The organism is Leclercia sp. TB492, from assembly GCF_049974505.2.
Taxonomy (GTDB): domain Bacteria; phylum Pseudomonadota; class Gammaproteobacteria; order Enterobacterales; family Enterobacteriaceae; genus Enterobacter; species Enterobacter adecarboxylatus_C.
The window spans coordinates 3180239-3206292 of record NZ_CM127572.1; the positions used below are offsets into that span (position 1 = coordinate 3180239).

Below are 26054 nucleotides of genomic sequence, written 5' to 3' on the forward strand. Positions count from 1 at the left end.
CTTTACAAGGTCGCCGGACGCCTGAGCAGGTACGCCAGCGTCACGATGCAAATCGCCGCTCCGGCATAGAAGGTGTATTCCGCGCCCCACGTCTCCCATATAATGCCCGCCCCCAGGCTGGCAATCAGCAGCGCCACGCCGCTCACCATGCTGAACAGGCCAAAGGCGGTACCGCGCAGATCGGCGGGTGCCGTTTTTGCAATCATCGCGGTCAGCAGCCCCTGAGTCATTCCCATATGGATGCCCCACAGCGCCACGCCGATGATGATCCCCGCCCAGTGGGTGCTCAGCGCCAGTACAATATCCGCCGCGATCAACACCGCCAGCCCCCACTGCAGCAAACGGGTGTGGCTCATGGCATCGGAGAGTTTGCCGAACGGATAGGCCGAAAAGGCGTAAAGCAGGTTCATGGCGACCATCACCAGCGGGATGAGCGCCAGCGGAATACCGGATTGCTGAGCCCGGAGCACCAGAAATGCCTCGCTGAAGCGGGCCAGGGTAAAGACCGCGCCCAGACCAATCACCCACCAGCAGCTGGCGCCGAGGCGCTTCAGGTTCTCTTTTTTAATCGGATTGGTGCGTTTATGGGTGACGGGAGTGGCAGGTTCATGCAGGCCAAAAAAGAGCAGCGCGACGGCCAGCACGCCGGGAATAACGGCGATCCAGAAAATAGTGCGGAAATCGTCGTTCCACAACAGCATCATGCCCACGGCCAGCAGCGGGCCAAGGAAAGCGCCGAGGGTGTCCATCGACTGCCGCAGCCCGTAGGCTGCACCGCGCAGTTCAGGCGGCGTCACGTCGGCCACCAGCGCGTCACGGGGCGCGCCGCGGATCCCCTTCCCCACCCGGTCGATTAAGCGTGCCCCGAGGATCATTCCCGACGAGGAGGCGAGCGCAAACAGCGGCTTGCTGGCAGCACCCAGCCCGTAGCCCAGCAGCGCCAGACCTTTGCGTTTCCCCAGATAGTCGCTGATGGCGCCGGAGAAGACCTTGACGATCAGCGCCGTGGCTTCCGCCAGCCCTTCGATAAGACCAATGAAGATGACGCTGGCACCCAGCGTGGTCACCATAAACAGCGGTAATAAGCTATGGATGATCTCCGAGGAGATATCCATCAACATGCTGACGCCGCCAACGACCCAGACCCCTTTTGGGATCCGGCTCAGCGTGGAAAACCGGGAGTCCATGCTCCACTCCTGCTATCGGGAAAACAGGTATTTAACCCGAAAACGGCGCAGGAGGGAATGCGAATAAATATCGTTAATATCGAAGCGGGAAAACTCAGTGCTTCTCACTGTCCCCGAGGAAAAAGATCCCCAGCGGGATAGCCAGCAGAACGGTAAAGACCGTGCTGTAGACCAGCACCATCGCCGATTGCAGAACGAACATGCTGGTGGTCCACTCCGTCAACGGAATGTTGTACTGCTCAACCACGCCGACGATCGTCACACGCCCCACCCCAATCACCGCAATCAGAAACACCGTCAGCAGTGCCAGCAGAAATTTTTTCCCCGCTGGGGTGTTAAGTTTTTGGCGTACCATGCATTTATTCCTTCACAGATGAATAACAATGATTGCCGCTCACCCTACCACGATCGGCCCTCCGGCACCAACCCAGAATTTAAAACCACAACAAAGGCAAATTATCAGTGATATACACCAGATAAAAATAAAATACAGGCAAAAAACACCAGATATGATAGTGTAGGCATGACCCGTTTGACATAAAAAGGAATGACTGTGAAAAACGCATCTAAAAGCATCGTCGCCCTGATGGCACTGGCCTGCGCCAGCGCATATGCCGCCCCTGCCGCTCAACCGCTTGAGAAAACGGCCCCGTATCCGCAGGCGGAGCATGGGATGAAGCGCCAGGTTATCGACCTGCCCGCGCAGAAAGATGAAGCGAATTATAAAGTTGAGCTGCTGATCGGCCAGACGCTGGAAGTGGACTGCAACGTGCACCGCCTCGGCGGGCAGTTAACCAGCAAGACGCTGGAAGGCTGGGGCTATGACTATTACGTCTTTGATAAGGTCACCTCGCCGGTCTCCACCATGATGGCCTGCCCGGAAGGGAAAAAGATCGCCAAATTTGTGACCGCGAATCTGGGTGAGCATAGCCTGCTGCGCTACAACAGTAAGCTGCCGATTGTGGTCTATACGCCGGACAACATTGAGGTGAAATACCGCGTCTGGCAGGCAGATGAGAAGGTCGGAAACGCCGTTGTGCGTTAAAAAAAAGCCGGGTTAGTTAACCCGGCTTTTTTGCATCAGAGCGCGATATCCGCGACCGGTTTGCTTTCCGGCTGGGATGTCGCCTGCGGCTGAGCCTGAGGCGCCGCATCCGGTGCCTGCGGCTTTTCATACTTCAGCTGCAGCACGCGGCTGGTGTACTCCAGCTCCTGCTCGGTGGCGTCAACGTTACCGTTCAGCGCCGTACCGTAAGACGGAATAATGGTCTTCAGTTTCGCCTGCCATTCCGGGCTGGCGACTTTGTCTTTGAACACTTTTTCCATCAGGTGCAGCATGATAGGCGCAGCAGTGGATGCCCCCGGGGATGCCCCCAGCAGCGCGGCTACGGTGCCCTCTTTATCGCTGACCACTTCGGTGCCCAGACGCAGCACGCCGCCTTTCTCTTCGTCACGCTTGATGATCTGCACGCGCTGACCCGCCTGCCACAGACGCCAGTCCGCTTTCTTCGCATCTGGGTAGTACTCTTTCAGCGCCTCGAAGCGATCGTCATCGGAGAGCATCACCTGGCTAATCAGGTACTTCACCAGATCGAAGTTATCCAGACCAACATCGACCATTGGCCCCACGTTCGAGGTGGTGGTTGAGCTCAGCAGATCCCACAGCGAGCCGTTCTTCAGGAACTTGGTCGAGAAGGTGGCGAACGGCCCGAACAGCACCACACGCTTGCCGTCAAGGATACGGGTATCGATGTGCGGGACCGACATCGGCGGCGCGCCCACGGAGGCCTGGCCATACACTTTCGCCAGATGGCGGTTCACCACTTCCGGGTTTTCCGACACCAGGAACTGGCCGCCAACCGGGAAGCCGGCATAGTTATCCGCTTCCGGAATACCGGTCTCCTGCAGCAGCTTCAGCGCCGCGCCGCCCGCACCGATAAAGACGAACTTCGCCTTGATGACGTGCTCTTCTTCATTGTGCTTCAGATCGGCAACGGTCACGCTCCAGGAGTTGTCCGCGTTACGCTTAAAGCCGCGCACTTCGCTGTTCAGCGACAGGTTGAAGTTCTCTTTTTTCTGCAGAGAGCCCACCAGCTGGCGGGTGATTTCGCCGTAGTTAACGTCGGTACCGATTTCGGTACGGGTCGCGGCCACTTTCTGGTTCGGGTCACGCCCTTCCATGACCAGCGGTGCCCACGCCTTGATCTGGGCGTGATCTTCGGAGTACTTCATCCCGCGGAACAGCGAGCTTTGCTGCAGGGCAGCATAACGGCCGCGCAGGAAGTTAACGTTGTCGTCGCCCCAGACAAAGCTCATGTGCGGCACGGTGTTAATAAAGCTGTGCGGATCGTGCATCACGCCGCTGTTCACCTGGTGAGACCAGAACTGACGGGAGATCTGGAACGCTTCGTTGATCTCCACGGCTTTCTCAATACTGATGGAGCCGTCTTTCTTCTGCGGGGTGTAGTTCAGCTCCATTAAGGCCGAGTGTCCGGTCCCGGCGTTATTCCAGCCGTTGGAGCTCTCCTGCGCCACGCCGTCCAGACGTTCCACCATGGTCATGGACCAGTCCGGCTGAAGCTCCTGCAGATAGGTTCCGAGCGTGGCGCTCATGATCCCGCCGCCAATTAACAGAACGTCCGTTTCCTGATCCTGCGATGCCTGAGCCTTCGCCGCCATCGGGGCAGCACTAAGGCTTGCCGCCGCAGCCAGCAACAGGGCAGTCATTTTTTTCATAATTAATGCCTTCGTAATAAGCGTATTGTTCGCTATTTATGCAGATGAAGTCGAGTGCGGCGCCACGGTAGCAATATTTAAATATTGTTTAAAGGTTAAATAATTATTGTAATTATGATAATTAATGTCGCGGTATTTGTAGGGACATGGCACGTGCTGCGCTGGAAACGCGCGCGTTTTCCCGCTACTATGCTGCCCTTTGTGATCGGCCGCACAGATCCTGCCCACCGCCACTAACCTGCGAAAAACTATGTCTCCAACACACGCTTCTCCCCATACTCTTGCCGTTCTGCGTTCTCCGTCGCTGTTGACGCGTGAAATCCTGGCCGGTGTGATCACCGCCCTGGCGCTTATTCCGGAGGTGATCTCCTTCTCCGTGGTGGCGGGCGTCGATCCGAAAGTGAGCCTGTTCGCGTCGGTGGTGCTGTGTCTGGCGCTGTCGGTAATGGGCGGACGTCCGGCGATGGTGACCGCCGCCGCGGGTTCAGTGGCGCTGGTGATTGGGCCGATGGTTCATCAGCATGGCGCGCAGTATATTCTGCCGGCGGTGCTGCTGGCGGGGCTGATCCAGATCCTGTTCGGCGCGCTGGGGATGGCGCGCCTGATGCGCTTTATTCCTCAGGCGGTGATGACCGGGTTTGTGAACGCGCTAGGGATTTTAATTTTCTTTGCCCAGGTGCCCCACTTCTGGAGCAAAAGTCCGCTGATTGTCGGCCTGTTTGTTCTGACCCTGCTGATTGTGCTGTGGGCGCCCCGCTACATTAAAAGTATTCCTTCCCCGCTGATTGCGATTGTGGTTCTGACCCTGTTTACCGTCACCAGCGGCCAGCTGCTGCCGACCGTCGGCGACGAAGGCTCTATCGGCGGCGGCCTGCCGGGGATCACCCAGATGCTGGTGCCCCTCAATCTGCAAACCCTGAGCATTATCTGGCCCTGCGCGCTAAGTATTGCTTTCGTCGGCCTGATGGAGTCGCTGCTGACGGCAAAACTGGTGGATGAGCTGACCGCTACCCCGTCCAGCAAGCGCCGCGAGAGCATGGGGCTGGGCGTGGCCAATATCATGGCCGGCTTCTTCGGCGGGATCGCCGGGTGCGCGATGATCGGTCAGACCATCGTTAACGTTGAAATGGGCAAGGGGCGCAGCCGCGTCTCCACTTTCGCCGCCGGGCTGGTGCTGCTGCTGTTGGTCACCGCCCTGAGCGACGTGATGGCTAAAATCCCGATGGCGGTGCTGGCGGGGATCATGGCGATTGTTGCCATTAAGACCTTCAACTGGCAGAGCATCCGCCCTGCCGCGGTGAAAGGCGCGCCCGTTGCGGAAACCCTGGTCATGCTGGTGACCGTTGCGGCCACCGTGTCAACCGGCAATCTGGCAATTGGCGTGCTGGGCGGGATTATCGTCATGGCGATCCTCCCTGCCCACCTGCGACGCAGCAGCGCCGCTACAGCAGAAACAGCGTCGCCAGCCCAAGAAAAATAAAGAACCCGCCGGTATCGGTGATGGCGGTGATCATCACGCTCGACCCCACTGCGGGGTCGCGCCCGAGGCGGGTCATCACCATCGGAATGATCACTCCCATCAGCGCCGCCACCAGCAGGTTTAGTACCATCGCCAGGGTCATTACCCCGCCCAGCGCCATATCGTCGTACAGCCACCAGGTGACGCCCCCCATAATCCCGCCCCACACCAGGCCGTTGATCAGCGCCACGCCCAGCTCACGCAAAATCAGGAAGGTAAAGTTGCCCGGCTGAATATGCTGCAATGCCAGGGCGCGCACGATCATGGTGATGGTCTGGTTGCCGGTATTGCCGCCAATGCCGGCCACGATGGGCATCAGGGAAGCCAGCGCCACCAGCTGCGAGATGGTGTGTTCAAAGCCGTCAATCACCCGCGAGGCGATAAAGGCGGTGCAGAGGTTGATCGCCAGCCAAGCCCAGCGGGTTTTCACCGCCTTGCTCACCGGAGCATAAACATCCTCTTCCGCGCTGAGTCCCCCGAGGGCGCGCATATCGTTATCGGTCTCTTTATAGACCACATCGACGATCTCATCGATGGTCAGTCGCCCCAACAGCTTGCCCACCGCGTCCACCACCGCGGCGCTGAGCAGGTTGTCACGCTCAAAGGTGCGGGCGGCTTTCTCGGCATCATCTTCCGGGGAGAAGAGCATCGGCTGGGGATCCATCACCTCGCTAACCTTGCTCTGGGCGCTGTTGAGCAGGATGGTCTGCAGCTCCAGCTCGCCGAGCAGGGTTTTATCCCGGGAGGTGACAAAGAGTTTGTCGGTGTTCTTCGGCATTTTGCCGAGCCGACGCAGGTAGCGCTGGACCGTGCCCAGGGTTACGTCCGGGCGCACGGTGATCACGCTGAACTCCATGATCGCCCCGACGCGATCCTGCTCATAATGCATGACCTGGTGGACGCGGGCGCGATCCTGAGGCGGCAGCGACGCCAGCAGGCGTCCGGTCAGGTTGCGCGGCAGGTGCTGAACGAGGTAAATCTGATCGTCGATATCCAGGGTACGCAGCGCGTCGAGGATCGCGTTGTCGCTCATCTCATCGATCAGATCTTCCCAGACGTTCTCGGACGCCTCCACCAGCACCTGACCGCGCTCGTGATCCTGCACCAGCCGCCACAGGGCATGGCGCTCTTCCGAGGGTAAGGCTTCGAGGGTGTCGGCCAGATCCGGCGGCGGCAAATGCGCCACCAGCGCCCCTACCTCAGCAATATCGTCGGCTAAGGTCCCGACATCATATTGCTCAGCCAGGGTCAGTTTACCCAGCAGGGTGGAGGTGAGCGCTTTGTCGGTGGTCATCAGCCAGATCAGGCGCGCACGCTCTTCATCGCGCAGCCGTGCGCTGTTTTTGCTTAATGCAGACATTAATCATAAATCCATTAAATGAGTTGGCATTAAGCATAGCGCGGGGTGGTGTAAATTTTAATAAACGAATCGGCGGGAAGAGCAAAAAATCGGCAGTTGCAGACCGGGTGGCGGCTTTGCCGCCACCCGGCATATTGACAATCAGGCGGTACGTGCCACCGCATCACGCGACGCGGCATCACGCTCGGCGCCGGTCAGCTCAGTCAGCTGTCCACTGCGCATCTCCAGCAGGCGGTCGGCATGGATGAAATAGTGATCGTCATGGCTGATGGCAAAAATGGTTTTGCCCATCTGCTGCATCAGCGGCAGCAGCACCTGGTAGAACTCGCGGCGGAAATGCGGGTCCTGATCGGCGGCCCACTCATCCAGCAGAATGATGTCGCGCTCTTCCGCCAGCGCCAGCAGCAGCGCCACGCGCTTCTTCTGCCCTTTCGACAGCTTCAGGTTGAGGATCTTACCATCCTGCAACTCCAGCTTGTGCGACATTTGCAGATGCGCCAGCCACTTCTCCACCAGCGCCGGATCGGCCTGCTTGCCTTCCGGGCCCAGCAGCTGATCGAACAGCCAGACGTCGGTAAACACCGCAGAGAACAGCTTGCGGTAATCTTCCGGTTTTTCGGCGCTCAGCGGCTTACCGTCCAGCAGGATCTCGCCCGACTGGGGCTGATACAGGCCGGTCAGCAACATTGCCAGCGTCGATTTCCCGCTGCCGTTACCGCCAATCAGGAACAGCAGCTCGCCGCGGTTAAGGGTTAAGTTCACCGGCCCGACGGAGAAGTCGTTGTCCTGATATTTGAAGGTGACGTTGCACAACTCCAGGGTCTGCCAGTCCGGGAAGGCTTCAGGTCGCGGGAACTCGGCTTTGTACGGTGCGAGAGCAAACTTGCGCAGCTTGTTAAAGGCTACCTGGGCGCTGAGCAGGGTCGGCAGCGCGCCGACGGCGGAGAGCAACGGCGTGCGCAGGAACAGAAGGGTCAGCGAGTAGGTCGCGGCGACGTTGGTATCTGCCCAGCCCAGGCTGTTGGCCATCCAGAAGACCAGGCCAATCGCCCCCAGCATCATGATATTGGACCAGTTGACCGCGCTCAGGTGGAAGGTATCGGCCCGCACAATGTGGTGGCGATATTCGCGGGCATCCGGGATATAGAGGTTATTGAAGATGTGCTCGGCGCGCTCGCGGTTAAGGGTCAGCTCTTTGCGCCCTTCCAGCACTGTCTGATAGTCGTTATAGAGCTTATCTTCGGTTTCGCGCAGCACCGCCATGTGCTTGTAGACGCGCGACACCAGCAGGTAGCCGCCCCAGATGGTGATCGCAATCCACAGAGCGGTGATCGCCAGCATTTTGGTGGAGAGCCAGGCCAGATAGGCGGCCGATCCGAAGGTCAGAATAATCCCCTGCACCAGCTCCGGCAGACGCACAAAGGCGATGGTGATTGAGCGTACATCGCTGGTCAACCCGGCCAGCAGCGAGGCGCTGCCCAGCTGCTCGACGCGTTCAACCTGGGTATCCAGAATACGCTTGATGAACTCGCTGCGCAGGCGGTAGACGAAGTGGTGGCCGAGGGTAGTGAGCGCCAGCTGCGAACCCAGGGTGACGGCCATCAGCAGCACCAGCAGGCCGAGAAATTCCGGCAGCACCATCAGGGTGGTGTCCACCGTTTCAATTAAGCGCAGGTTAATAAAGGCAATAAGCCCAATACCCAGCGCGGCGCTGAGCAGGCTGAGCGCCATCACCGCGATAAACGGCCAGCGGTATTGGCGCCAGACCAGTAACAGGAGTTCCATGCAGAGCAATCCAGACAAGAAAAATCAGCCAGCAGTGTAAACTGCTCGCCACTTACATCAAGAATAATTCTTATTTTTATTCGTTATTCGCCGCCTGGCGGAAGGTGAGGTTGTAGCGGCAGTCGCCGGTCAGAGGGTGCTCTCCGGGTTTAAGCGGCTGAATGCCATGATAAAACAGGCGGGATGGTCCACCCCACACCACCACGTCACCATGCTCCAGCAGCAGGCGCTGAAGCGGATCGTTGCGGCGTAATCCGCCAAACTGAAACACCGCGGGCAGGCCGAGCGAGACCGAGACAATCGGCGCCCGCAGGTCGGCCTCATCCTTATCCTGATGCAGCGACAGTTTAGCCCCGACGGCGTAGCGATTGATAAGACAGGCATCCGGCTGAAAGTCGGGATAACCCGCCGCGCAGGCGGCATCGTGGCACAGGGCAGCAAAAGCGTCCGGCATCGGCGGCCAGTGCGCATTTGTGATCGGATCGTCCGCTGAATAGAGGTAGCCGTGCCGGTTAGTGGTCCAGCCCAGCCCGCCGCAGTTGGTCATCGCCACCGACATGGTGTATCCCCCGGGGGTAACCATCTGGCGGAACGGCGAGGCGCTGGCGACCTGTTCGATCCCCTGCATTAAGGCGGTGGCCCGCGTCAGGGCAAAGCGGCGCAGGATCACTGCCCCCGGCGCCAGCGGCTCCTGCCAGGGCTCAGCATCTGCAAACAAATCGAGCATCACACCTCCTCTTTTTTGGCTTCGCGACGCAGCAGTGCCGCTTTACGGGCCGTACCCCAGCGGTAGCCCGACAGCCCGCCGTCGCTCCGTACCACCCGGTGACAGGGAATAATAATCGCCAGCTTGTTGGCGGCGCAGGCCCGGGCCACCGCCCGCACCGCACCGGGATGACCAATGGCGTTGGCCACCTGCTGATAGCTTGCCGTCTCTCCGCTACGTATAGCGCGCAGGGCCTGCCAGACCTGACGCTGAAAGGCGGTACCGCGAATATCCAGCGGCAGGGCGAGCGCCACGGCGTGGTTATCCACGCTGGCGATCACCTGGGCGACGCGCGCGGCGAAGGCGGCATCCGCCTGTTCTCGCCGGGCGTGAGGAAAGATCGTTTCCAGCTCGGCAATCAGGGCGCTGTCATCATCCCCGGGTAGAATCGCACAGACGCCCCGCGTGCTCTCCGCCACCAGGCAACGTCCCAGCGTGCAGTTGCTCAAAGCATAGCGCACGGTGGTTTCCTCCCCGCCGCTGCGGTACTGCTTCGCGGTCATTCCCAGGGTGGCATCGGCGTTGCGGTAATAGCTGCTGCTGTCGGGAAAACCTGCTGCCAGCACGGAGTCGGTAATACTTTCACCCTGCGTCAGGGCGTCGCGCAGCCGTTTCGCCCTGGCCGCCTGCTGCCAGGCTTTCGGCGTCATCCCGGTGAAGGATTTGAACAGACGATGAAGATGCCAGGGGCTCATCGCCACCTCCTGCGCCAGCCTCTCAAGGGTCAGGGGCTGCTCCTGCTCCAGTAACCGGCAGGCTTTTTCGATGGTGGCGATCCGCTGCGCCTGGGGATCCGGTTGATCCGGGCGGCAGCGTTTGCAGGGGCGAAAACCCGCCTGCGCTGCCTGGCGGGCATCGGGGTAAAAGCGAACGTTTTCACGTAGGGCGTGGCGCGCCCGGCAGGAGGGACGGCAGAAGATGCCGGTGGTCTGTACGGCAAACACAAACTGACCATCGGCATGGCCATCGCGGGCCAGCACCGCCAGCCAGCATTGATCGTCATTCATCAGGTTCGGCTTTTTCATGATCGGCTCCTTATATAAGCATATGCCTAGCCTGCCTGAACGCCACCCGACAAAAACCCGCAACCTTGCTTTTTAATTCGCCCCGTTGACGAGGAAGCTGGAGAACTGCGGAGACATCCAGGTTTTAAAGCCCTCCCCTTCGCGGACGATCATATAGATCGCCAGCCCCTGCTCACGTGCGATCTCTTTGGCTTTCTCAGCCCCCAGCACCATCAGACCGGTATCCCAGGCATCGGCTTCCAGCGCCGTAGGGGCGATCACCGTCACCGACACCAGATTGTGCGTAATCGGGCGACCGGTCTGGGGATCAATGACGTGGGAAATGCGTTTTCCGTCCAGCTCATAATAGTTACGGTAGCTGCCGGAGGTGCTGATGCCGTGGCCGTTGATATCGACAATGGCCTGGACGGCATTTTGCCGATCGGTGGGCTTCTGGATCGCTACGCGCCAGGGCTTATCGCTGGCGTTCATGCCGCGGCTGACCAGCGCCCCGCCAACTGACACCAGATAGCGCGAGATCCCCTCTTCGGCCATCAGCCGGGCCAGGTGATCGGCAGCATAGCCCTCACCCACCGTTGAGAGATCGACAAACAGATCGGGGATATCTTTTTCGAGGTATTGCTTGCCGGACTGATTTATCACCGTCAGATGCTGCAGGCCCGTTTGCGCCCGGGCATCGTCAATCTGCGCCTGGTCGGGGGTTTTCACCGGCTGCTTGTTCGGGCCAAAGCCCCACAGGTTAACCAGCGGGCCGACGGTGATATCCATCGCGCCGTTGGTTTTATAGCCCACCCGCAGCGACTCGGTGACAATATCCGCCATCGCTTCGCTCACCGGCCAGGGGGAGGTGCTCTGGGACTGGTTAAAACGCATCAGGGCAGAGTCATTTTTATAGGTGGACATCAGCTGGTCGTCGCCATCCAGCTGGGACTGGATCTTGCCGCGTAGCTCTTCAGCCCGGGCAGCAGAGAGATCAATCACGCTGACGCGCCAGAAGGTACCCATGGTTTTCCCTTCCAGCACCGTTGCGGCGGTGTCGGCCTTAGCCGGAGGAGCGGGGGCATCGCACGCAGACAACATAAACAGTGTCGCCAGAAAGCCGACACGCAGAAAAGTAATTTCCATTCGTTATTATCCTCAAGCCTGAGACCGGCAAGAGTACACTAAAAAGCAGGCTTTGTAAGGGGCTGATAGTAAGACCAAAAAAAGGGGCCAGTTGGCCCCTTTTGCAATACTGCGTAAGACTTAGAACTGGTAAACCAGACCCAGGGCTACGATGTCATCAGTGCTGATGCCTGCACGGTCGGTGAAGGAGTTATCATCCAGCAGGTTGATTTTGTAATCCACATAGGTGGACATGTTTTTGTTGAAGTAGTAAGTCGCACCAACATCAACATATTTCAGCAGATCCTGGTCGCCATAGTTATCGATGTCCTTACCTTTGGACTGCAGGTAAGCCACGGATGGACGCAGGCCGAAGTCGAACTGATACTGCGCAACCACTTCGAAGTTCTGGGCTTTGTTAGCAAAACCATAGATTGCATCGCTACGGCTGGACTTAGAGTCACCGAAACGGGTCGCATTGTAAGTCTGGGAGTACTGCGCGGCCAGGTAGAGGTTGTTCGCGTCATATTTCAGGCCGCCGCTGTACACGTCAGCACGGTCACCTTCGCCGTAAACGCCAAAGGCGTTCTGGTCTGCGGTACGTTTGGAAGACGCTGCTGCCGCACCGACGCTGAAGCCTTCGCCCAGATCATAGGTCAGGGAGCCGCCGAAGCCGTCACCGTTCTGTTTCAGAGTGCTACGACCGGTGTCGTTTTCACCGCTGACGCTGCCGTTTTTACCCTGGTACTGCAGAGCAAAGTTCAGGCCATCAACCAGACCGAAGAAGTCCTGGTTACGGTAGGTAGCAACACCGTTACCACGGGATTGCAGGAAGTTGTCGGAACCGTAGGTGTCGCCGCCGAATTCTGGCAGAACGTCGGTCCAGGAAGTGACGTCGTAAATCACGCCGTAGTTACGACCGTAGTCGAAAGAACCTGCTTCAGCGAATTTCAGACCTGCGAAGGCCACACGAGTCCAGGACTGGTCGTCGCTCTCGGTGGTGTTGCCCTGAATCTGGTATTCCCACTGACCGTAACCAGTGATCTGATCGTTAACCTGAGTTTCGCCTTTGAAGCCGAGACGCATGTAGGTCTGATCGCCATCAGCGCTATCGTCATCAGAGAAATAGTGCAGACCGTCTACTTTGCCGTAGAGATCTAATTTGTTGCCGTCTTTGTTATAAATTTCAGCCGCATTTGCTGCGCCTGCTACCAGCAGTGCTGGTACCAGGAGGGACAGTACTTTAACTTTCATTATTTTAACCCTCTGTTATATGTCTTTTATTACCACTGCTTACTGATTAACCCTCTTAACCAGTCGGCAAGTTCATTCTCCGCAAAAATACAGAATAATCCAACAAGAATATGATACGAAAACTTTTAAGATGTTTCATATTGCCGTATAGATGTTTCATTTTGTAAATTTGAGGGAACTTTTTTGCCGCACAATAAGTTAAAAAATAAAGCACCATAAATCAAAATGTTAAAATTACCATTTAAAATCAATAAGTTAACAAAAAATTTATTATAGCACTGATTGCCAAAACAAAAAGGCAGCCGGCTACTAAAATATCTCTCGCTATCATCATTAACTTTATTTATTACCGTCATTCAAATTTGAATGTCTGTTTATCCCGAATTGAACCGAATGCAATGCATTCGGTTTTTTTTTACCCTTCTTTACGCAAATTTAAAATATCTGTGCTACCCACCCGAAACTATAACGACTATTAATTAAATCTTAGGGTGCTATTTTTAGTCCTGAAAATTGAACGGGTAATTTAATTTCTTGTTTATTCGTGCTATTTTTCCACTATATTGTTAGTTATTTGTACAATTATGGTTTAACCGTACAGATTTAAGACAATCCTTTTCGTCTTGCGCAACAGGACGAAAAAGTCAGCCCCGGAAGTAGCGTGAGGCTGGAAATTCGATTATTACGCTTTATACTGCCCTATTCGCCTGAAGCGCAGCCATAACGGGTTAACCACATCAATGAGTCAGTCTGAAACCACAGCCGCGAACAAATTCTCCCTGCTTCCGGGCAGCATTACCCGTTTCTTTCTTCTATTGATCGTTGTGCTGTTAGTGACCATGGGCGTGATGGTGCAGAGCGCGGTGAACACCTGGTTAAAAGATAAAAGCTATCAGATTGTCGATATCAGCCACGCGCTGCATAAACGTATCGACACCTGGCGCTACGCAACCTGGCAGATTTACGACAACATCGCCGCCACGCCGACAACCGCATCCGCAGAAGGGCTGCAGGAGACGCGGCTGAAGCAGGATGTCTACTATCTGGAGAAAACGCGGCGCAAAACCGAAGCCCTGATTTTCGGTTCCCACGACAGCGCCACGCTGGAGATGACCCAGCGCATGTCGACCTATCTTGATACGCTATGGGGAGCGGAGACCGTTCCCTGGTCGATGTACTATCTCAACGGCCAGGACAACAGCATGATCCTGATCTCCACCCTGCCGCTAAAAGATCTCTCCTCCGGTTTTAAAGAGTCGTCGGTGGGCACCGTTGTCGACTCCCGTCGCGCAGAGATGCTGCAGCAGGCCAATGCCCTGGATGAGCGTGAAAGTTTCTCTTCCCTGCGCCGCCTGGCCTGGCAAAATGGCTACTACTTTACCCTGCGCACCACCTTCAATCAGCCAGGTCATCTGGCAACGGTGGTGGCCTTCGATCTGCCGATCAACGATCTGATCCCTCCGGATATGCCGCTTGAGAGCTTCCGCCTGGAACAGGATTCCTCGGGGCAAAACCTGCGCGCGCCGACGGACAAAGAGAGCCCCGAAAGCGTCTCGATCTCCTTTAACGGATCGAAAATCGAGATTGCCTCCTCGCTGAACACGACCGGTATGCGCCTGGTCTGGCAGGTCCCTTTTGGTACCCTGTTGCTGGACACCCTGCAAAATATCCTGCTGCCGCTGCTGCTTAATATCGGCCTGCTGGCGCTGGCGCTGTTTGGTTACACCACCTTCCGCTCGCAGCCAGGCCGCCAGAGCGATGCCCCCGTCGCCGCAGGTACCAGCAACGAGCTGCGCGTGCTGCGCGCGCTCAATGAAGAGATTGTCTCGGTGCTGCCGCTCGGCCTGCTGGTACACGACCAGGAAGCCAACCGCACGGTGATCAGCAACAAAATCGCCGATCACCTGCTGCCACACCTGAATCTGCAGAACATCACCAGCATGGCCGATCAGCATCAGGGCGTGATTCAGGCCACCATTAATAATGAGCTGTATGAGATCCGCCAGTTCCGCAGCCAGGTGGCGTCACGCACGCAGATCTTTATCATTCGCGATCAGGATCGCGAGGTGCTGGTGAATAAAAAGCTCAAACAGGCGCAAAGGCTGTATGAGAAGAACCAGCAGGGCCGCGCGGCCTTTATGCAGAATATTGGCGATGCCTTTAAACTGCCTCTGAAGGCGCTGGCCAGCGAAGCGGCCCAGTTAACCAGCCCGGAAAGCCTGCAGCTGTCGGGGCATGCCGATACGCTGGTGCGGCTGGTGGATGAGATCCAGCTCGCCAATATGCTGGAAAATGACAGCTGGAAGAGCACCACAACGCTGTTCTCGATTCAGGATCTGATTGATGAAGTGGTGCCGGAAGTGCTGCCGGTGATCAAGCGTAAGGGGCTGCAGCTGCTGATTAACAACCCGCTGCGGGCCAATGATGAACGCCACGGCGACCGTGACGCGCTGCGTCGTATTCTGCTGATGCTGATCCAGTACGCTGTGACCACCACCCAGATCGGCAAAATTACGCTTGAAGTGAGCAGCGATGAATCAGCCGATGACCGTCTCACCTTCCGTATCCTTGATACCGGTGAAGGGGTTACGGCCAGTGAAATCGACAACCTGCACTTCCCGTTCCTGAATGATACTCAGAGCGATAATTACGGCAAAGCCAACGCCCTCACCTTCTGGCTGTGCGATCAGCTGGCGCGTAAGCTTGGCGGCCACCTGAATATTAAAGCCCGTGAATCGCTGGGCACCCGTTATTCACTGCACGTCAAAATGCCGGCCACGCCGCAGGAAGCAGAGGATGATGAGGGCCTGCTGGACGAGGTAGTGATCATGGTGGATGTGACGTCGAATGAGATCCGCAGTATCGTGGTTCGCCAGCTGGAAAACTGGGGTGCGACCTGTATTTCCCCGGACGAAAGGCTGGCAAGTCAAGAATATGATCTCTTTTTAACGGATAATCCGTCTAATCTTACTGCCTCAGGCTTGCTTTTAAGCGATGATGAGCCTGGCGTGCGAAAAATTGGCCCCGGCCAGGTGCGCGTCAACTTTAATATGAGCAATGCGATGCAGGAAGCTGTACTACAACTAATAGAGGAGCAGCTGGCGCAGGAAACGATCCCGGAATCCCCACTGGGCGGCAATGAAAATGCCGAACTGCAGGCCAGCGGCTATTATTCTCTCTTCGTAGACACAGTACCAGATGATGTTAAGAGGTTGTATACTGAATCCGCCGCGAACGACTTCGCAGCGCTGGCTCAGACAGCACACCGGCTCAAAGGGGTGTTTGCCATGCTTAATCTGGTTCCAGGCAAGCAATTATGTGAAACGCTGGAACATCTTATTCGTGAGAAAGATGCCGCCAGCATAGAAAAATACATCAGCGACATTGACGACTATGTCAAAAGCTTGCTGTAGCAAGGTAGCCCTATACATGAACAATATGAACGTAATTATTGCCGATGACCATCCGATTGTACTGTTCGGTATTCGCAAATCACTTGAACAGATCGAGTGGGTGAATGTAGTCGGCGAATTTGAAGATTCCACAGCACTGATTAATAACCTGCCAAAACTTGATGCGCACGTGCTCATCACCGACCTTTCCATGCCTGGAGATAAATACGGTGACGGGATTACGCTTATCAAATACATCAAGCGTCACTTCCCAAGTATTTCGATCATCGTGCTGACCATGAACAACAACCCGGCAATTTTAAGTGCCGTTCTGGATCTCGATATTGAAGGGATTGTCCTGAAACAGGGCGCACCAACCGATCTGCCAAAAGCGCTGGCCGCGCTGCAGAAAGGGAAGAAATTTACCCCGGAAAGCGTCTCCCGCCTGCTGGAAAAAATCAGCGCTGGCGGCTACGGCGACAAACGTCTGTCACCGAAAGAGAGCGAAGTGTTGCGTCTGTTCGCCGAAGGTTTCCTGGTTACCGAGATTGCCAAGAAGCTGAACCGCAGCATCAAGACCATCAGTAGCCAGAAAAAATCCGCGATGATGAAACTGGGCGTAGAAAACGATATCGCCCTGCTGAACTACCTCTCTTCCGTGACGCTGAGTCCTGCTGATAAAGAGTAGTTGTGCAAAACGCCGGGTGGCGCTGACGCTTACCCGGCCTACACTGCCCGTAGGCCCGCGCAAGCGAAGCGCCGCCGGGCAATAAAAAAGCCCAGAAATGGGCTTTTTTTTTATCCCCGCGTCTTCCTCACCCGCTCCGCATACACCGACAGCGTCTGCTTGAGCACGTCCAGCGTTACCGGCTTGGAAAGACAGCTATCCATTCCCGACTCCAGGCAACGCTGCTTCTCTTCCGCCAGCGCGTTAGCGGTGACGCCCACCACCGGCAGGGTCAGGCCCAGTTGGCGAATACGCTGGGTCAGGCGATAGCCGTCCATGTTCGGCATGTTCACATCGCTCAGAACGATGTCGATGTGGTTTTTACTCAGAACGTTCAGCGCGTCCACACCATCATTGGCGGTTTTGCACTGATAGCCCAACGAGCCCAGCTGATCGGCCAGCAGACGACGGTTAATTGGATGGTCATCCACCACCAGAATCATCATGTCTTCATTCAGCGACTGCGCCGATTCCGGCGACGGCAGTGCCGCCGAGCCATCGCCTGCATCCATTTCCACGCGGTAGATCCGAGCCAGCAGCGCAATCAGTTCGTGCGGCGAGGCTACGCTGTTCACCCACTCACCATGGGCGCGCTCCTGGGCAATACCGATATGGCGACGGCAGAAGATCACCGCTGCTTTGCCCTGCCACGGCTGCTTCAGCTCATCGTCGGTGATGAGCATATCTTCCGCGTCCGGCGTTTGTCCGGCGTAGCGCGCCACGCGAATGCCGTGCGGCGTCAGAAGGGATTCCAGGTAGGCATACAGCGAGGCGTTATTGACCGCCAGCCAGCAGCGTTTGTCGCTTAATCCATCCACCAGCCCAGTGGTCGGTGACTGCGCCGCATAGAGCGGAATGCGGATGGTGAACTGGCTGCCCATACCCGGCTCAGTATCCACCGAGATATCGCCGTCCATCATGCTGATCAGTTTTTCACAAATCGCCAGCCCCAGCCCTGTACCCTGAAAGTTTCGCTGAACTCCCGTCCCCACCTGGAAGAACGGGTCGAAGAGTTTGACCACCTCTTTGGCCGGAATACCTACCCCGGTGTCACGCACGCGAATGCTCAGGTAGTCCCCTGCCCTGGAGACATGCATTACAATGCAGCCCATGTCGGTGAACTTAATGGCATTGCTGAGCAGGTTGGAGATCACCTGTTGCAGGCGCATTGGATCGCCCTGCAGCGATACCGGCACGTCCGGTTCAATAAAGCAGTACAGCCCCAGCTGCTTACGCACCACCAGCGGCAGGTAGTTGGCGCTGATATGGTTCATCACCTCGCGTGGGGAGAATTCACGCGGTTCAATTTTCAGCTGCTCGGACTCGATCTTGGAAAAGTCGAGAATATCGCTGATGATTTTCAGCAGCAGGCTGGAGGAGTTATTCATCGCCGTCACCAGACGGTCAACGCCCCGCGGCAGCTCTTTGGTCTGCAGCAGATCGAGGTTACCGATAATCCCGTATAGCGGGGTGCGCAGCTCGTGGCTGACGGTGGCGAGGAACATCGATTTCGACTGGCTGGCCTGTTCAGCCGACTGAGCCATATCCTGCAACGACTCTTCCATTTTGACGCGCGCGGAGACATCCACCAGCACGCAGATGGCGACGTTCTCATTGCGATAGCGCGAGTGCACAAAGCTGATCTGCAGGTTGGTGTTGTTGCTGGTCAGCACGTCGACGAAGTTGACCTGCTGCCCGCAGATAATTTGCGTCAGCCGTTGCCGGTCCTCATGAGTCAACATATTCAGGTAGTTATGCGCCAGCTCGTTACTGAGGATATTGGTGCCGTCCAGGGTGCGCAGAATACAGATCCCTACCGGCGCAGAGGCAACAATCTTGCGGTTAAACTGCTCATGCTCTTCGAGGCGCTGGGCGTCGATTTCCGCCGGGATAAAGATTTTGCGCTCGTACATCCGCGCGAGAGTAAACAAGGCAATCCCCACCAGCACGTTCAGCAGCACCGAGTTGAGGATCAGCATGCGGATACGCTCCAGCACCAGATCCACCGGCACGGAATAGACGATGCTCAGCGACGAAGGCGGCAGGCTCTTTTTCAGCACCAGGTCGCGGAAACCGGAGGTATAACCAAACCATGAACGCTCCTGCATCCAGCGAGGGTCAACCTTGAGGCGGGTTTCCGGCCCCGCCAGCGAGATAAGCGCATGGCCGTTTTCATCGAGAATGGTCACGCCCATTGGCAAATTGCCAGGGGTGAAAAAGTTTTCCATGCGGATAGTCTGCTCGGTGCCGAGCATCGCCTGCAGGCGGTTAGCCAGGTAGACCGGCGTCATCGCGTAGAAGTACCCTACTCCGGGACGTGGGCCCTGGCTGATCCAGAACAGATTATTGCTGCGCTCATCCTGCGGGGCATTACGGTATTTCATGATTCGCTCGTGCAGGCTTTTCAGGGCGTTGTCACGATCCACCGGCACGTCACGCAGGCCAAAGTTGGCCATACAGAGGTTTTCGCTGCCAATCAGAAAGACCCGGTTCAGATCGTAGGCTGCCGAGAAGTTGTCGCGCCAGTAGCGCATAAACCAGGCCAGCGACTCCAGCGAACCTCGCCATGCTGAACCCATCGCCGAGCAGTCAGAATCGGGGAACAGCGGCTCAAAATTGGGCACCTCGGTTTTGCTGTCGCGCCCGCGGCTGGCCAGTACGCCATTTTCTGCCGTCAGACGGTTCTCAGCGATATACTTGAGCTCCTTCATGACGTCGGCGGTGCGCTGAATATAGCGCTGGGACTGATCGTAACTGAGGTTGAACTCCTGACGGATCTCCGACTCCTTCTGGTGCAGCGCGTTGACGATGTAAAACACCGAAAACAGGGCGATCAGCACCCAGATCAGGAGCGCCAGCGCCCGAAATAGATAGCGAGAGACTTTCAGCGTGGTTCGAAAGGAGACGAGGTATTTCAAGGGGGCGAGGCTCCGCCATCAGGGTCAAAAGGAATGGCTTAAGGTAGCGGTAAACGGGCGCGGTCGCAATGTTCGGTTGTCTGCAATTGCGTGTAGCTGCAAAAGAAAAGGGCCGGAGACCGGCCCTTTATCGTCAGGAGACATTACTCTTCAGCGTCATCCGCTACATCGTCGTCGGTGTCGGCTTCGGGTGCGATCTCATCATCACCTTCCGCTACGCTGCCGTCGATAGAGTCGAGCTCTTCGTCATCCACCGGCTCAGCAACGCGCTGCAGACCCACCACGTTTTCATCTTCCGCGGTACGGATGAGGATCACGCCCTGGGTGTTACGGCCCACCACGCTGATCTCTGACACGCGGGTACGCACCAGCGTACCGGCATCGGTGATCATCATGATCTGGTCGGTATCATCAACCTGTACCGCGCCAACAACGGAGCCGTTACGCTCGGTCACTTTGATCGAGATAACGCCCTGCGTGCCGCGGGACTTGGTTGGATACTCGTCCTGGGCAGTACGTTTACCGTAGCCATTCTGCGTAACGGTCAGGATCGCTCCCTCGCCGCGCGGAACAATCAGGGAGACGACGCTGTCTTCGCCCGCCAGCTTGATGCCACGCACGCCGGTCGCGGTACGACCCATGGCGCGCACTGCGCTCTCTTTGAAGCGCACCACTTTACCGGCGGCAGAGAACAGCATCACTTCGTCGGAACCGGAGGTCAGATCCACACCAATCAGTTCGTCGCCTTCGTTCAGGTTGACGGCAATAATGCCGGCAGAACGCGGACGGCTGAACTCGGTCAGGGCGGTCTTCTTCACCGTGCCGCTGGCGGTCGCCATAAACACGTTCACGCCTTCCGCGTACTCGCGAACCGGCAGAATAGCGGTGATACGCTCGTTCTGCTCCAGCGGCAGCAGGTTGACGATTGGACGTCCACGCGCGCCACGGCTCGCTTCCGGCAGCTGATAAACCTTCATCCAGTACAGACGACCCCGGCTGGAGAAGCAGAGGATGGTGTCGTGGGTGTTGGCCACCAGCAGGCGGTCAATAAAGTCTTCTTCTTTAATACGTGCCGCTGACTTGCCTTTACCGCCACGACGCTGTGCTTCGTAGTCGGTTAACGGCTGGTACTTCACGTAGCCCTGGTGAGACAGGGTCACAACAACGTCTTCCTGGTTGATCAGGTCTTCGATGTTGATATCAGCGCTGTTCGCCGTGATTTCGGTGCGACGCTCATCGCCGAACTGATCGCGGACCAGCTCCAGCTCTTCACGGATCACTTCCATCAGACGATCGGCGCTGCCCAGGATATGCAGCAGTTCAGCAATCTGTGCCAGCAGCTCTTTGTACTCGTCGAGCAGTTTTTCGTGCTCAAGGCCGGTCAGTTTCTGCAGACGCAGATCCAGAATCGCCTGAGCCTGCTGCTCGGTCAGCCAGTATTTGCCATCGCGAATACCGTACTGCGGCTCCAGCCACTCAGGACGCGCGGCGTCGTCACCGGCACGCTCCAGCATGGAAGAGACGTTGCCCAGATCCCACGGCTGCGCGATCAGGCCCGCTTTCGCTTCGGCAGGGGTTGGTGCACGACGAATCAGCTCGATGATCGGATCGATGTTCGCCAGCGCAACTGCCAGCGCTTCAAGGATGTGCGCACGATCGCGGGCTTTACGCAGTTCGAAAATGGTACGACGGGTCACCACTTCACGGCGGTGACGCACGAACGCGCTCAGAATGTCTTTCAGGTTCATGATCTTCGGCTGACCATGGTGCAGCGCAACCATGTTGATGCCGAAGGAGACCTGAAGCTGAGTCAGGGAGTACAGGTTGTTAAGAACCACTTCCCCTACCGCGTCACGTTTGATCTCAATCACGATACGCATGCCGTCTTTGTCAGACTCATCACGCAGCGCGCTGATCCCTTCAATACGTTTCTCTTTAACCAGCTCGGCAACCTTCTCGATCAGGCGCGCTTTGTTCACCTGATACGGAATTTCGTGGACGATAATGGTCTCACGGCCGGTTTTCGCGTCGGCTTCGACTTCGGCGCGGGCACGAATATAGATCTTGCCGCGACCGGTACGGTACGCTTCTTCAATACCGCGACGGCCATTAATGATGGCGGCGGTCGGGAAGTCCGGGCCCGGGATGTGTTCCATCAGCCCTTCAACGCTGATCTCTTCATCGTCAATATAGGCCAGGCAGCCGTTGATCACTTCCGTGATGTTGTGCGGTGGAATGTTGGTGGCCATACCTACGGCGATACCGGAAGAACCGTTTACCAGCAGGTTAGGGATCTTGGTTGGCATCACATCAGGAATGCGCTCGGTGCCGTCGTAGTTATCGACGAAATCAACGGTTTCTTTTTCCAGATCGGCCATCAGCTCATGGGCGATTTTCGACATACGGATTTCCGTATAACGCATCGCCGCGGCGGAGTCGCCGTCGACAGAACCGAAGTTACCCTGACCATCAACCAGCATGTAACGCAGTGAGAATGGCTGTGCCATACGGACGATGGTGTCATAAACTGCAGTATCACCATGGGGGTGATATTTACCGATTACGTCACCAACGACACGGGCAGATTTTTTGTAGGCTTTATTCCAGTCATTGCCCAATACGTTCATGGCGTATAGTACGCGACGGTGTACCGGCTTAAGTCCATCGCGGACATCCGGCAGCGCACGGCCAACAATGACCGACATCGCATAATCCAGATAGGAGCTCTTCAGCTCTTCCTCGATGTTAACCGGTGTAATTTCTCTCGCAAGGTCGCTCATCTAACCGCTATCCCTCTACTGTATCCCGGATTCAAAGGTCGGAAATTATAACACACCCGCTCAGGTTTAAACTAATTTGCTTTGTTATCCTGATATACTTCCTCGTCTTTAAATTACGGAGTAAAAGCGTCCATGAATGCGGAAAAATCCCCGGTGGCTCCCAACGTTGACCATGAAGAGATCGCTAAATTCGAAGCCGTCGCCTCGCGCTGGTGGGATCTTGAAGGTGAGTTCAAACCCCTGCACCGCATTAACCCCCTGCGTCTGGGCTATATCGCAGAGCGTTCCGGCGGCCTGTTCGGTAAAAAGGTGCTCGATGTGGGCTGCGGCGGCGGCATTCTCGCCGAGAGCATGGCGCGCGAAGGCGCCACGGTGACCGGACTGGATATGGGCTTCGAGCCGCTGCAGGTGGCGCGACTGCATGCGCTGGAAAGCGGCATTCAGGTAGAGTATGTGCAGGAAACGGTTGAGGAGCACGCCGCAAAGCATGCCCAGCAGTATGACGTCGTCACCTGCATGGAGATGCTGGAGCACGTTCCCGACCCGCAATCGGTAGTCAAAGCCTGTGCGGCGCTGGTGAAGCCGGGCGGTCAGGTGTTCTTCTCCACTATCAACCGCAACGGTAAGGCGTGGCTGATGGCGGTGGTCGGCGCGGAGTACGTGCTGCGGATGGTGCCAAAAGGTACGCATGACGTGAAAAAATTCATCAAACCGGCGGAATTACTGAGCTGGGTTGACGGCACGTGGCTGAAAGAGCAGCACATGACCGGTCTGCATTACAATCCTCTGACCGACAAGTTCAAACTGGCGCCGGGCGTGGACGTGAACTACATGCTCCATACCACCGCAAAAAAAGACTAAGAATATCCACTCTTTTTCTAACGAATGCGCAACCCCCCGTTGCGCATTTTTGACCACCCGTTGAAGAAATCAGCAGTCGATCAAATTTTCATTTTTTTTTCTAAATTATTGACATCACGTCCAGGCCTTACGGTACGAGGACTTACGCTTTTTTACGCTTTGACAACCTCAATTTAACCTCAAAATCAACTCTTGTACTGAAAAGAATCCTTACTAGAATACTCACCATCTTGCGTTATGCTTAATGCGAAACCCCTATATATAGTATTTATCCACAACAACCTGTGGATAAGCGGGGGATATTTTCTTTTTTCACGGACAGGTAAAAACCCACATGAATCAGAGTCTGCTGGTGACAAAGCGCGACGGTGCTACCGAGCGTATCAATCTGGACAAAATCCATCGTGTTCTCGACTGGGCAGCAGAAGGACTGAACAACGTATCCATTTCTCAGGTGGAACTGCGCTCCCACATCCAGTTCTATGACGGCATCAAAACCTCTGATATCCACGAAACCATTATCAAAGCGGCGGCGGATCTCATCTCCCGCGAAGCACCGGATTATCAGTACCTCGCTGCCCGTCTGGCCATTTTCCACCTGCGTAAAAAAGCCTACGGCCAGTTTGAGCCGCCAGCGCTGTTCGATCATGTGGTGAAGATGGTTGAGCTGGGCAAATACGACACGCATCTGCTGGAAGACTACACGGAAGAAGAGTTCAAGCAGATGGACGGGTTTATCGATCACTGGCGTGATATGAACTTCTCCTACGCCGCGGTAAAACAGCTGGAAGGTAAATACCTGGTCCAGAACCGTGTGACCGGCGAAATCTACGAGAGCGCCCAGTTCCTCTACATTCTGGTCGCCGCCTGCCTGTTCTCTAACTACCCGCGTGCAACCCGTCTGGAATACGTGAAGCGTTTCTATGATGCGGTTTCCACGTTCAAGATCTCTCTGCCGACGCCAATCATGTCCGGCGTGCGCACCCCAACCCGCCAGTTCAGCTCCTGTGTGCTGATCGAGTGCGGCGACAGCCTGGACTCCATTAACGCCACCTCCAGCGCCATCGTCAAGTACGTTTCCCAGCGCGCCGGTATCGGCATCAACGCCGGTCGCATTCGCGCGCTGGGCAGCCCAATTCGCGGCGGTGAAGCATTCCACACCGGCTGTATTCCGTTCTACAAACACTTCCAGACGGCAGTGAAATCCTGCTCTCAGGGCGGCGTGCGCGGCGGTGCTGCAACCCTGTTCTACCCGATGTGGCACCTGGAAGTCGAAAGCCTGCTGGTACTGAAAAACAACCGTGGCGTGGAAGGCAACCGCGTACGTCACATGGACTACGGCGTTCAGATCAACAAGCTGATGTACACCCGTCTGCTGAAAGGCGGCGACATCACCCTGTTCAGCCCATCCGACGTCCCGGGCCTGTATGACGCCTTCTTCGCCGATCAGGACGAGTTTGAGCGCCTGTACGTCCAATACGAAAACGACGACAGCATCCGCAAGCAGCGCGTGAAGGCGGTTGAGCTGTTCTCGCTGATGATGCAGGAGCGTGCCTCCACTGGCCGTATCTACATCCAGAACGTTGACCACTGCAATACCCACAGCCCGTTCGATCCGGCCGTTGCCCCAGTGCGCCAGTCCAACCTGTGCCTGGAGATCGCCCTGCCGACCAAACCGCTGGAAGATGTGAACGACGAAAACGGCGAGATCGCCCTCTGTACGCTCTCCGCGTTCAACCTGGGTGCGATTAACAGCCTCGACGAGCTGGAAGAGCTGGCGGTGCTGGCGGTACGTGCCCTGGATGCGCTGCTGGATTATCAGGATTACCCAATCCCGGCGGCAAAACGCGGTGCAATGGGTCGTCGTACCCTCGGCATTGGCGTGATCAACTATGCCTACTGGCTGGCGAAAAACGGCAAGCGTTATTCCGACGGCAGCGCCAACAACCTGACGCACCAGACCTTCGAAGCGATTCAGTATTACCTGCTGAAGGCCTCCAACGATCTGGCTATCGAACAGGGTGCCTGCCCGTGGTTCAACGAAACCACCTACGCCAAAGGCATTCTGCCGATCGACACCTATAAGAAAGACCTGGACGCGATCGCCAACGAGCCGCTGCACCTGGACTGGGAAGCGCTCCGTGAGTCCATTAAAACCCACGGCCTGCGTAACTCCACGCTCTCTGCCCTGATGCCGTCCGAGACCTCCTCGCAGATCTCCAACGCCACCAACGGCATCGAGCCGCCGCGCGGCCACGTGAGCATCAAAGCGTCGAAAGACGGGATCCTGCGTCAGGTGGTGCCGGACTACGAGCTGCTGAAAAACAACTACGAGCTGCTGTGGGAAATGCCAAATAACGACGGCTACCTGCAGCTGGTGGGCATCATGCAGAAGTTTATCGACCAGTCGATCTCTGCGAACACCAACTACGATCCGTCACGCTTCCCGTCCGGGAAAGTGCCGATGCAGCAGCTGCTGAAAGACCTGCTTACCGCCTATAAATTCGGCGTGAAGACCCTGTACTATCAAAACACCCGTGACGGTGCGGAAGATGCGCAGGACGATCTGGCCCCGTCCATTCAGGATGATGGCTGCGAAAGCGGCGCATGTAAGATTTAATGTAAATGCCGGGTGGCGCT

The 26054-nt window shown here is 56.7% G+C and carries 16 protein-coding genes and 1 pseudogene; 6 read left to right on the top strand and 11 right to left on the bottom strand.

Going from position 1 to position 26054, the window contains the following annotated elements:
* Window positions 1-2 precede the first annotated feature (2 nt).
* Window positions 3-1187, bottom strand: coding sequence for an MFS transporter (locus tag ACP4QI_RS15075; RefSeq protein ID WP_426495223.1), 1185 nt, complete (start codon window positions 1185-1187; stop codon window positions 3-5).
* A gap of 94 nt (window positions 1188-1281) precedes the next feature.
* Window positions 1282-1542, bottom strand: coding sequence for a DUF2534 family protein (locus ACP4QI_RS15080; RefSeq protein WP_142486511.1), 261 nt, complete (start codon window positions 1540-1542; stop codon window positions 1282-1284).
* A 231-nt stretch (window positions 1543-1773) separates the two neighbouring features.
* Here ACP4QI_RS15080 and eco point away from each other — a divergent pair, with 231 nt between their 5' ends.
* Window positions 1774-2232 carry a serine protease inhibitor ecotin gene (gene eco / locus ACP4QI_RS15085; RefSeq protein ID WP_445730321.1) on the top strand — a complete coding sequence of 153 codons (459 nt, stop codon included), beginning with the start codon at window positions 1774-1776 and terminating at the stop codon, window positions 2230-2232.
* Between the two features lie 35 nt (window positions 2233-2267).
* Here eco and mqo read toward each other — a convergent pair whose 3' ends face one another.
* Entirely contained in the window at window positions 2268-3923 is a 1656-nt protein-coding gene (mqo, locus tag ACP4QI_RS15090) for a malate dehydrogenase (quinone) (RefSeq protein ID WP_231311858.1), read from the bottom strand.
* Window positions 3924-4112: 189 nt separating this feature from the next.
* Here mqo and ACP4QI_RS15095 point away from each other — a divergent pair.
* A pseudogene (locus ACP4QI_RS15095) lies at window positions 4113-5403 on the top strand (SulP family inorganic anion transporter).
* Here the strand turns inward: ACP4QI_RS15095 and mgtE are convergent.
* The 6 genes from mgtE to ACP4QI_RS15125 form a co-directional block, all read right to left on the bottom strand.
* The gene (gene mgtE / locus ACP4QI_RS15100) at window positions 5366-6802 is read right to left on the bottom strand and encodes a magnesium transporter (RefSeq protein ID WP_426495221.1); all 1437 of its coding nucleotides are present in this window, start codon (window positions 6800-6802) and stop codon (window positions 5366-5368) included. The pseudogene ACP4QI_RS15095 and the gene mgtE overlap by 38 nt on opposite strands.
* 141 nt (window positions 6803-6943) lie before the next feature.
* Window positions 6944-8587, bottom strand: a complete 1644-nt coding sequence (locus ACP4QI_RS15105; protein ID WP_426495220.1) for a multidrug ABC transporter permease/ATP-binding protein — start codon at window positions 8585-8587, stop codon at window positions 6944-6946.
* A gap of 76 nt (window positions 8588-8663) precedes the next feature.
* Window positions 8664-9314, bottom strand: coding sequence for a DNA oxidative demethylase AlkB (gene alkB, locus ACP4QI_RS15110; protein ID WP_231311855.1), 651 nt, complete (start codon window positions 9312-9314; stop codon window positions 8664-8666).
* Window positions 9314-10378: a bifunctional DNA-binding transcriptional regulator/O6-methylguanine-DNA methyltransferase Ada gene (gene ada / locus ACP4QI_RS15115; protein WP_426495219.1), complete on the bottom strand. Its 1065-nt coding sequence runs from the start codon at window positions 10376-10378 to the stop codon at window positions 9314-9316. The genes alkB and ada overlap by 1 nt, the downstream gene beginning before the upstream one ends.
* Before the next feature lie 72 nt (window positions 10379-10450).
* A complete protein-coding gene (gene apbE / locus ACP4QI_RS15120) occupies window positions 10451-11503 on the bottom strand; it encodes an FAD:protein FMN transferase ApbE (RefSeq protein ID WP_142486519.1) in 1053 nt (350 codons plus the stop codon).
* Window positions 11504-11623: 120 nt separating this feature from the next.
* Entirely contained in the window at window positions 11624-12736 is a 1113-nt protein-coding gene (locus ACP4QI_RS15125) for a porin OmpC (protein WP_426495218.1), read from the bottom strand.
* A gap of 740 nt (window positions 12737-13476) precedes the next feature.
* Between ACP4QI_RS15125 and rcsD the strand changes: the two genes are divergently transcribed.
* Entirely contained in the window at window positions 13477-16149 is a 2673-nt protein-coding gene (gene rcsD, locus ACP4QI_RS15130) for a phosphotransferase RcsD (protein WP_231311852.1), read from the top strand.
* Between the two features lie 16 nt (window positions 16150-16165).
* On the top strand, window positions 16166-16816 hold the full coding sequence (rcsB, locus tag ACP4QI_RS15135) for a response regulator transcription factor RcsB (protein WP_032612710.1): 651 nt from the start codon (window positions 16166-16168) through the stop codon (window positions 16814-16816).
* A 110-nt stretch (window positions 16817-16926) separates the two neighbouring features.
* Here rcsB and rcsC read toward each other — a convergent pair whose 3' ends face one another.
* The gene (gene rcsC / locus ACP4QI_RS15140; RefSeq protein WP_156264269.1) at window positions 16927-19773 is read right to left on the bottom strand and encodes a two-component system sensor histidine kinase RcsC; all 2847 of its coding nucleotides are present in this window, start codon (window positions 19771-19773) and stop codon (window positions 16927-16929) included.
* Between the two features lie 143 nt (window positions 19774-19916).
* Window positions 19917-22553 carry a DNA topoisomerase (ATP-hydrolyzing) subunit A gene (gene gyrA, locus ACP4QI_RS15145; protein WP_142486523.1) on the bottom strand — a complete coding sequence of 879 codons (2637 nt, stop codon included), beginning with the start codon at window positions 22551-22553 and terminating at the stop codon, window positions 19917-19919.
* Between the two features lie 132 nt (window positions 22554-22685).
* On the opposite strand from gyrA, the gene ubiG reads away from it, so the two are divergent.
* Both ubiG and nrdA read left to right on the top strand, forming a co-directional pair.
* Window positions 22686-23414: a bifunctional 2-polyprenyl-6-hydroxyphenol methylase/3-demethylubiquinol 3-O-methyltransferase UbiG gene (gene ubiG / locus ACP4QI_RS15150; protein WP_285128133.1), complete on the top strand. Its 729-nt coding sequence runs from the start codon at window positions 22686-22688 to the stop codon at window positions 23412-23414.
* Between the two features lie 334 nt (window positions 23415-23748).
* Window positions 23749-26034, top strand: a complete 2286-nt coding sequence (gene nrdA / locus ACP4QI_RS15155) for a class 1a ribonucleoside-diphosphate reductase subunit alpha (RefSeq protein ID WP_285128134.1) — start codon at window positions 23749-23751, stop codon at window positions 26032-26034.
* The last annotated feature ends 20 nt before the right edge of the window (window positions 26035-26054 follow it).

Coding starts and splice junctions, on each gene's coding strand:
- nrdA (WP_285128134.1), top strand. CDS start 23,749: ATGAATCAGAGTCTGCTGGTGACAAAGCGCGACGGTGCTACCGAGCGT.
- ACP4QI_RS15125 (WP_426495218.1), bottom strand. CDS start 12,736: ATGAAAGTTAAAGTACTGTCCCTCCTGGTACCAGCACTGCTGGTAGCA.
- mgtE (WP_426495221.1), bottom strand. CDS start 6,802: ATGTCTGCATTAAGCAAAAACAGCGCACGGCTGCGCGATGAAGAGCGT.
- apbE (WP_142486519.1), bottom strand. CDS start 11,503: ATGGAAATTACTTTTCTGCGTGTCGGCTTTCTGGCGACACTGTTTATG.
- ACP4QI_RS15075 (WP_426495223.1), bottom strand. CDS start 1,187: ATGGACTCCCGGTTTTCCACGCTGAGCCGGATCCCAAAAGGGGTCTGG.
- ubiG (WP_285128133.1), top strand. CDS start 22,686: ATGAATGCGGAAAAATCCCCGGTGGCTCCCAACGTTGACCATGAAGAG.
- eco (WP_445730321.1), top strand. CDS start 1,774: ATGGCACTGGCCTGCGCCAGCGCATATGCCGCCCCTGCCGCTCAACCG.
- gyrA (WP_142486523.1), bottom strand. CDS start 22,553: ATGAGCGACCTTGCGAGAGAAATTACACCGGTTAACATCGAGGAAGAG.
- mqo (WP_231311858.1), bottom strand. CDS start 3,923: ATGAAAAAAATGACTGCCCTGTTGCTGGCTGCGGCGGCAAGCCTTAGT.
- ada (WP_426495219.1), bottom strand. CDS start 10,378: ATGAAAAAGCCGAACCTGATGAATGACGATCAATGCTGGCTGGCGGTG.
- alkB (WP_231311855.1), bottom strand. CDS start 9,314: ATGCTCGATTTGTTTGCAGATGCTGAGCCCTGGCAGGAGCCGCTGGCG.
- rcsB (WP_032612710.1), top strand. CDS start 16,166: ATGAACAATATGAACGTAATTATTGCCGATGACCATCCGATTGTACTG.
- ACP4QI_RS15105 (WP_426495220.1), bottom strand. CDS start 8,587: ATGGAACTCCTGTTACTGGTCTGGCGCCAATACCGCTGGCCGTTTATC.
- rcsD (WP_231311852.1), top strand. CDS start 13,477: ATGAGTCAGTCTGAAACCACAGCCGCGAACAAATTCTCCCTGCTTCCG.
- ACP4QI_RS15080 (WP_142486511.1), bottom strand. CDS start 1,542: ATGGTACGCCAAAAACTTAACACCCCAGCGGGGAAAAAATTTCTGCTG.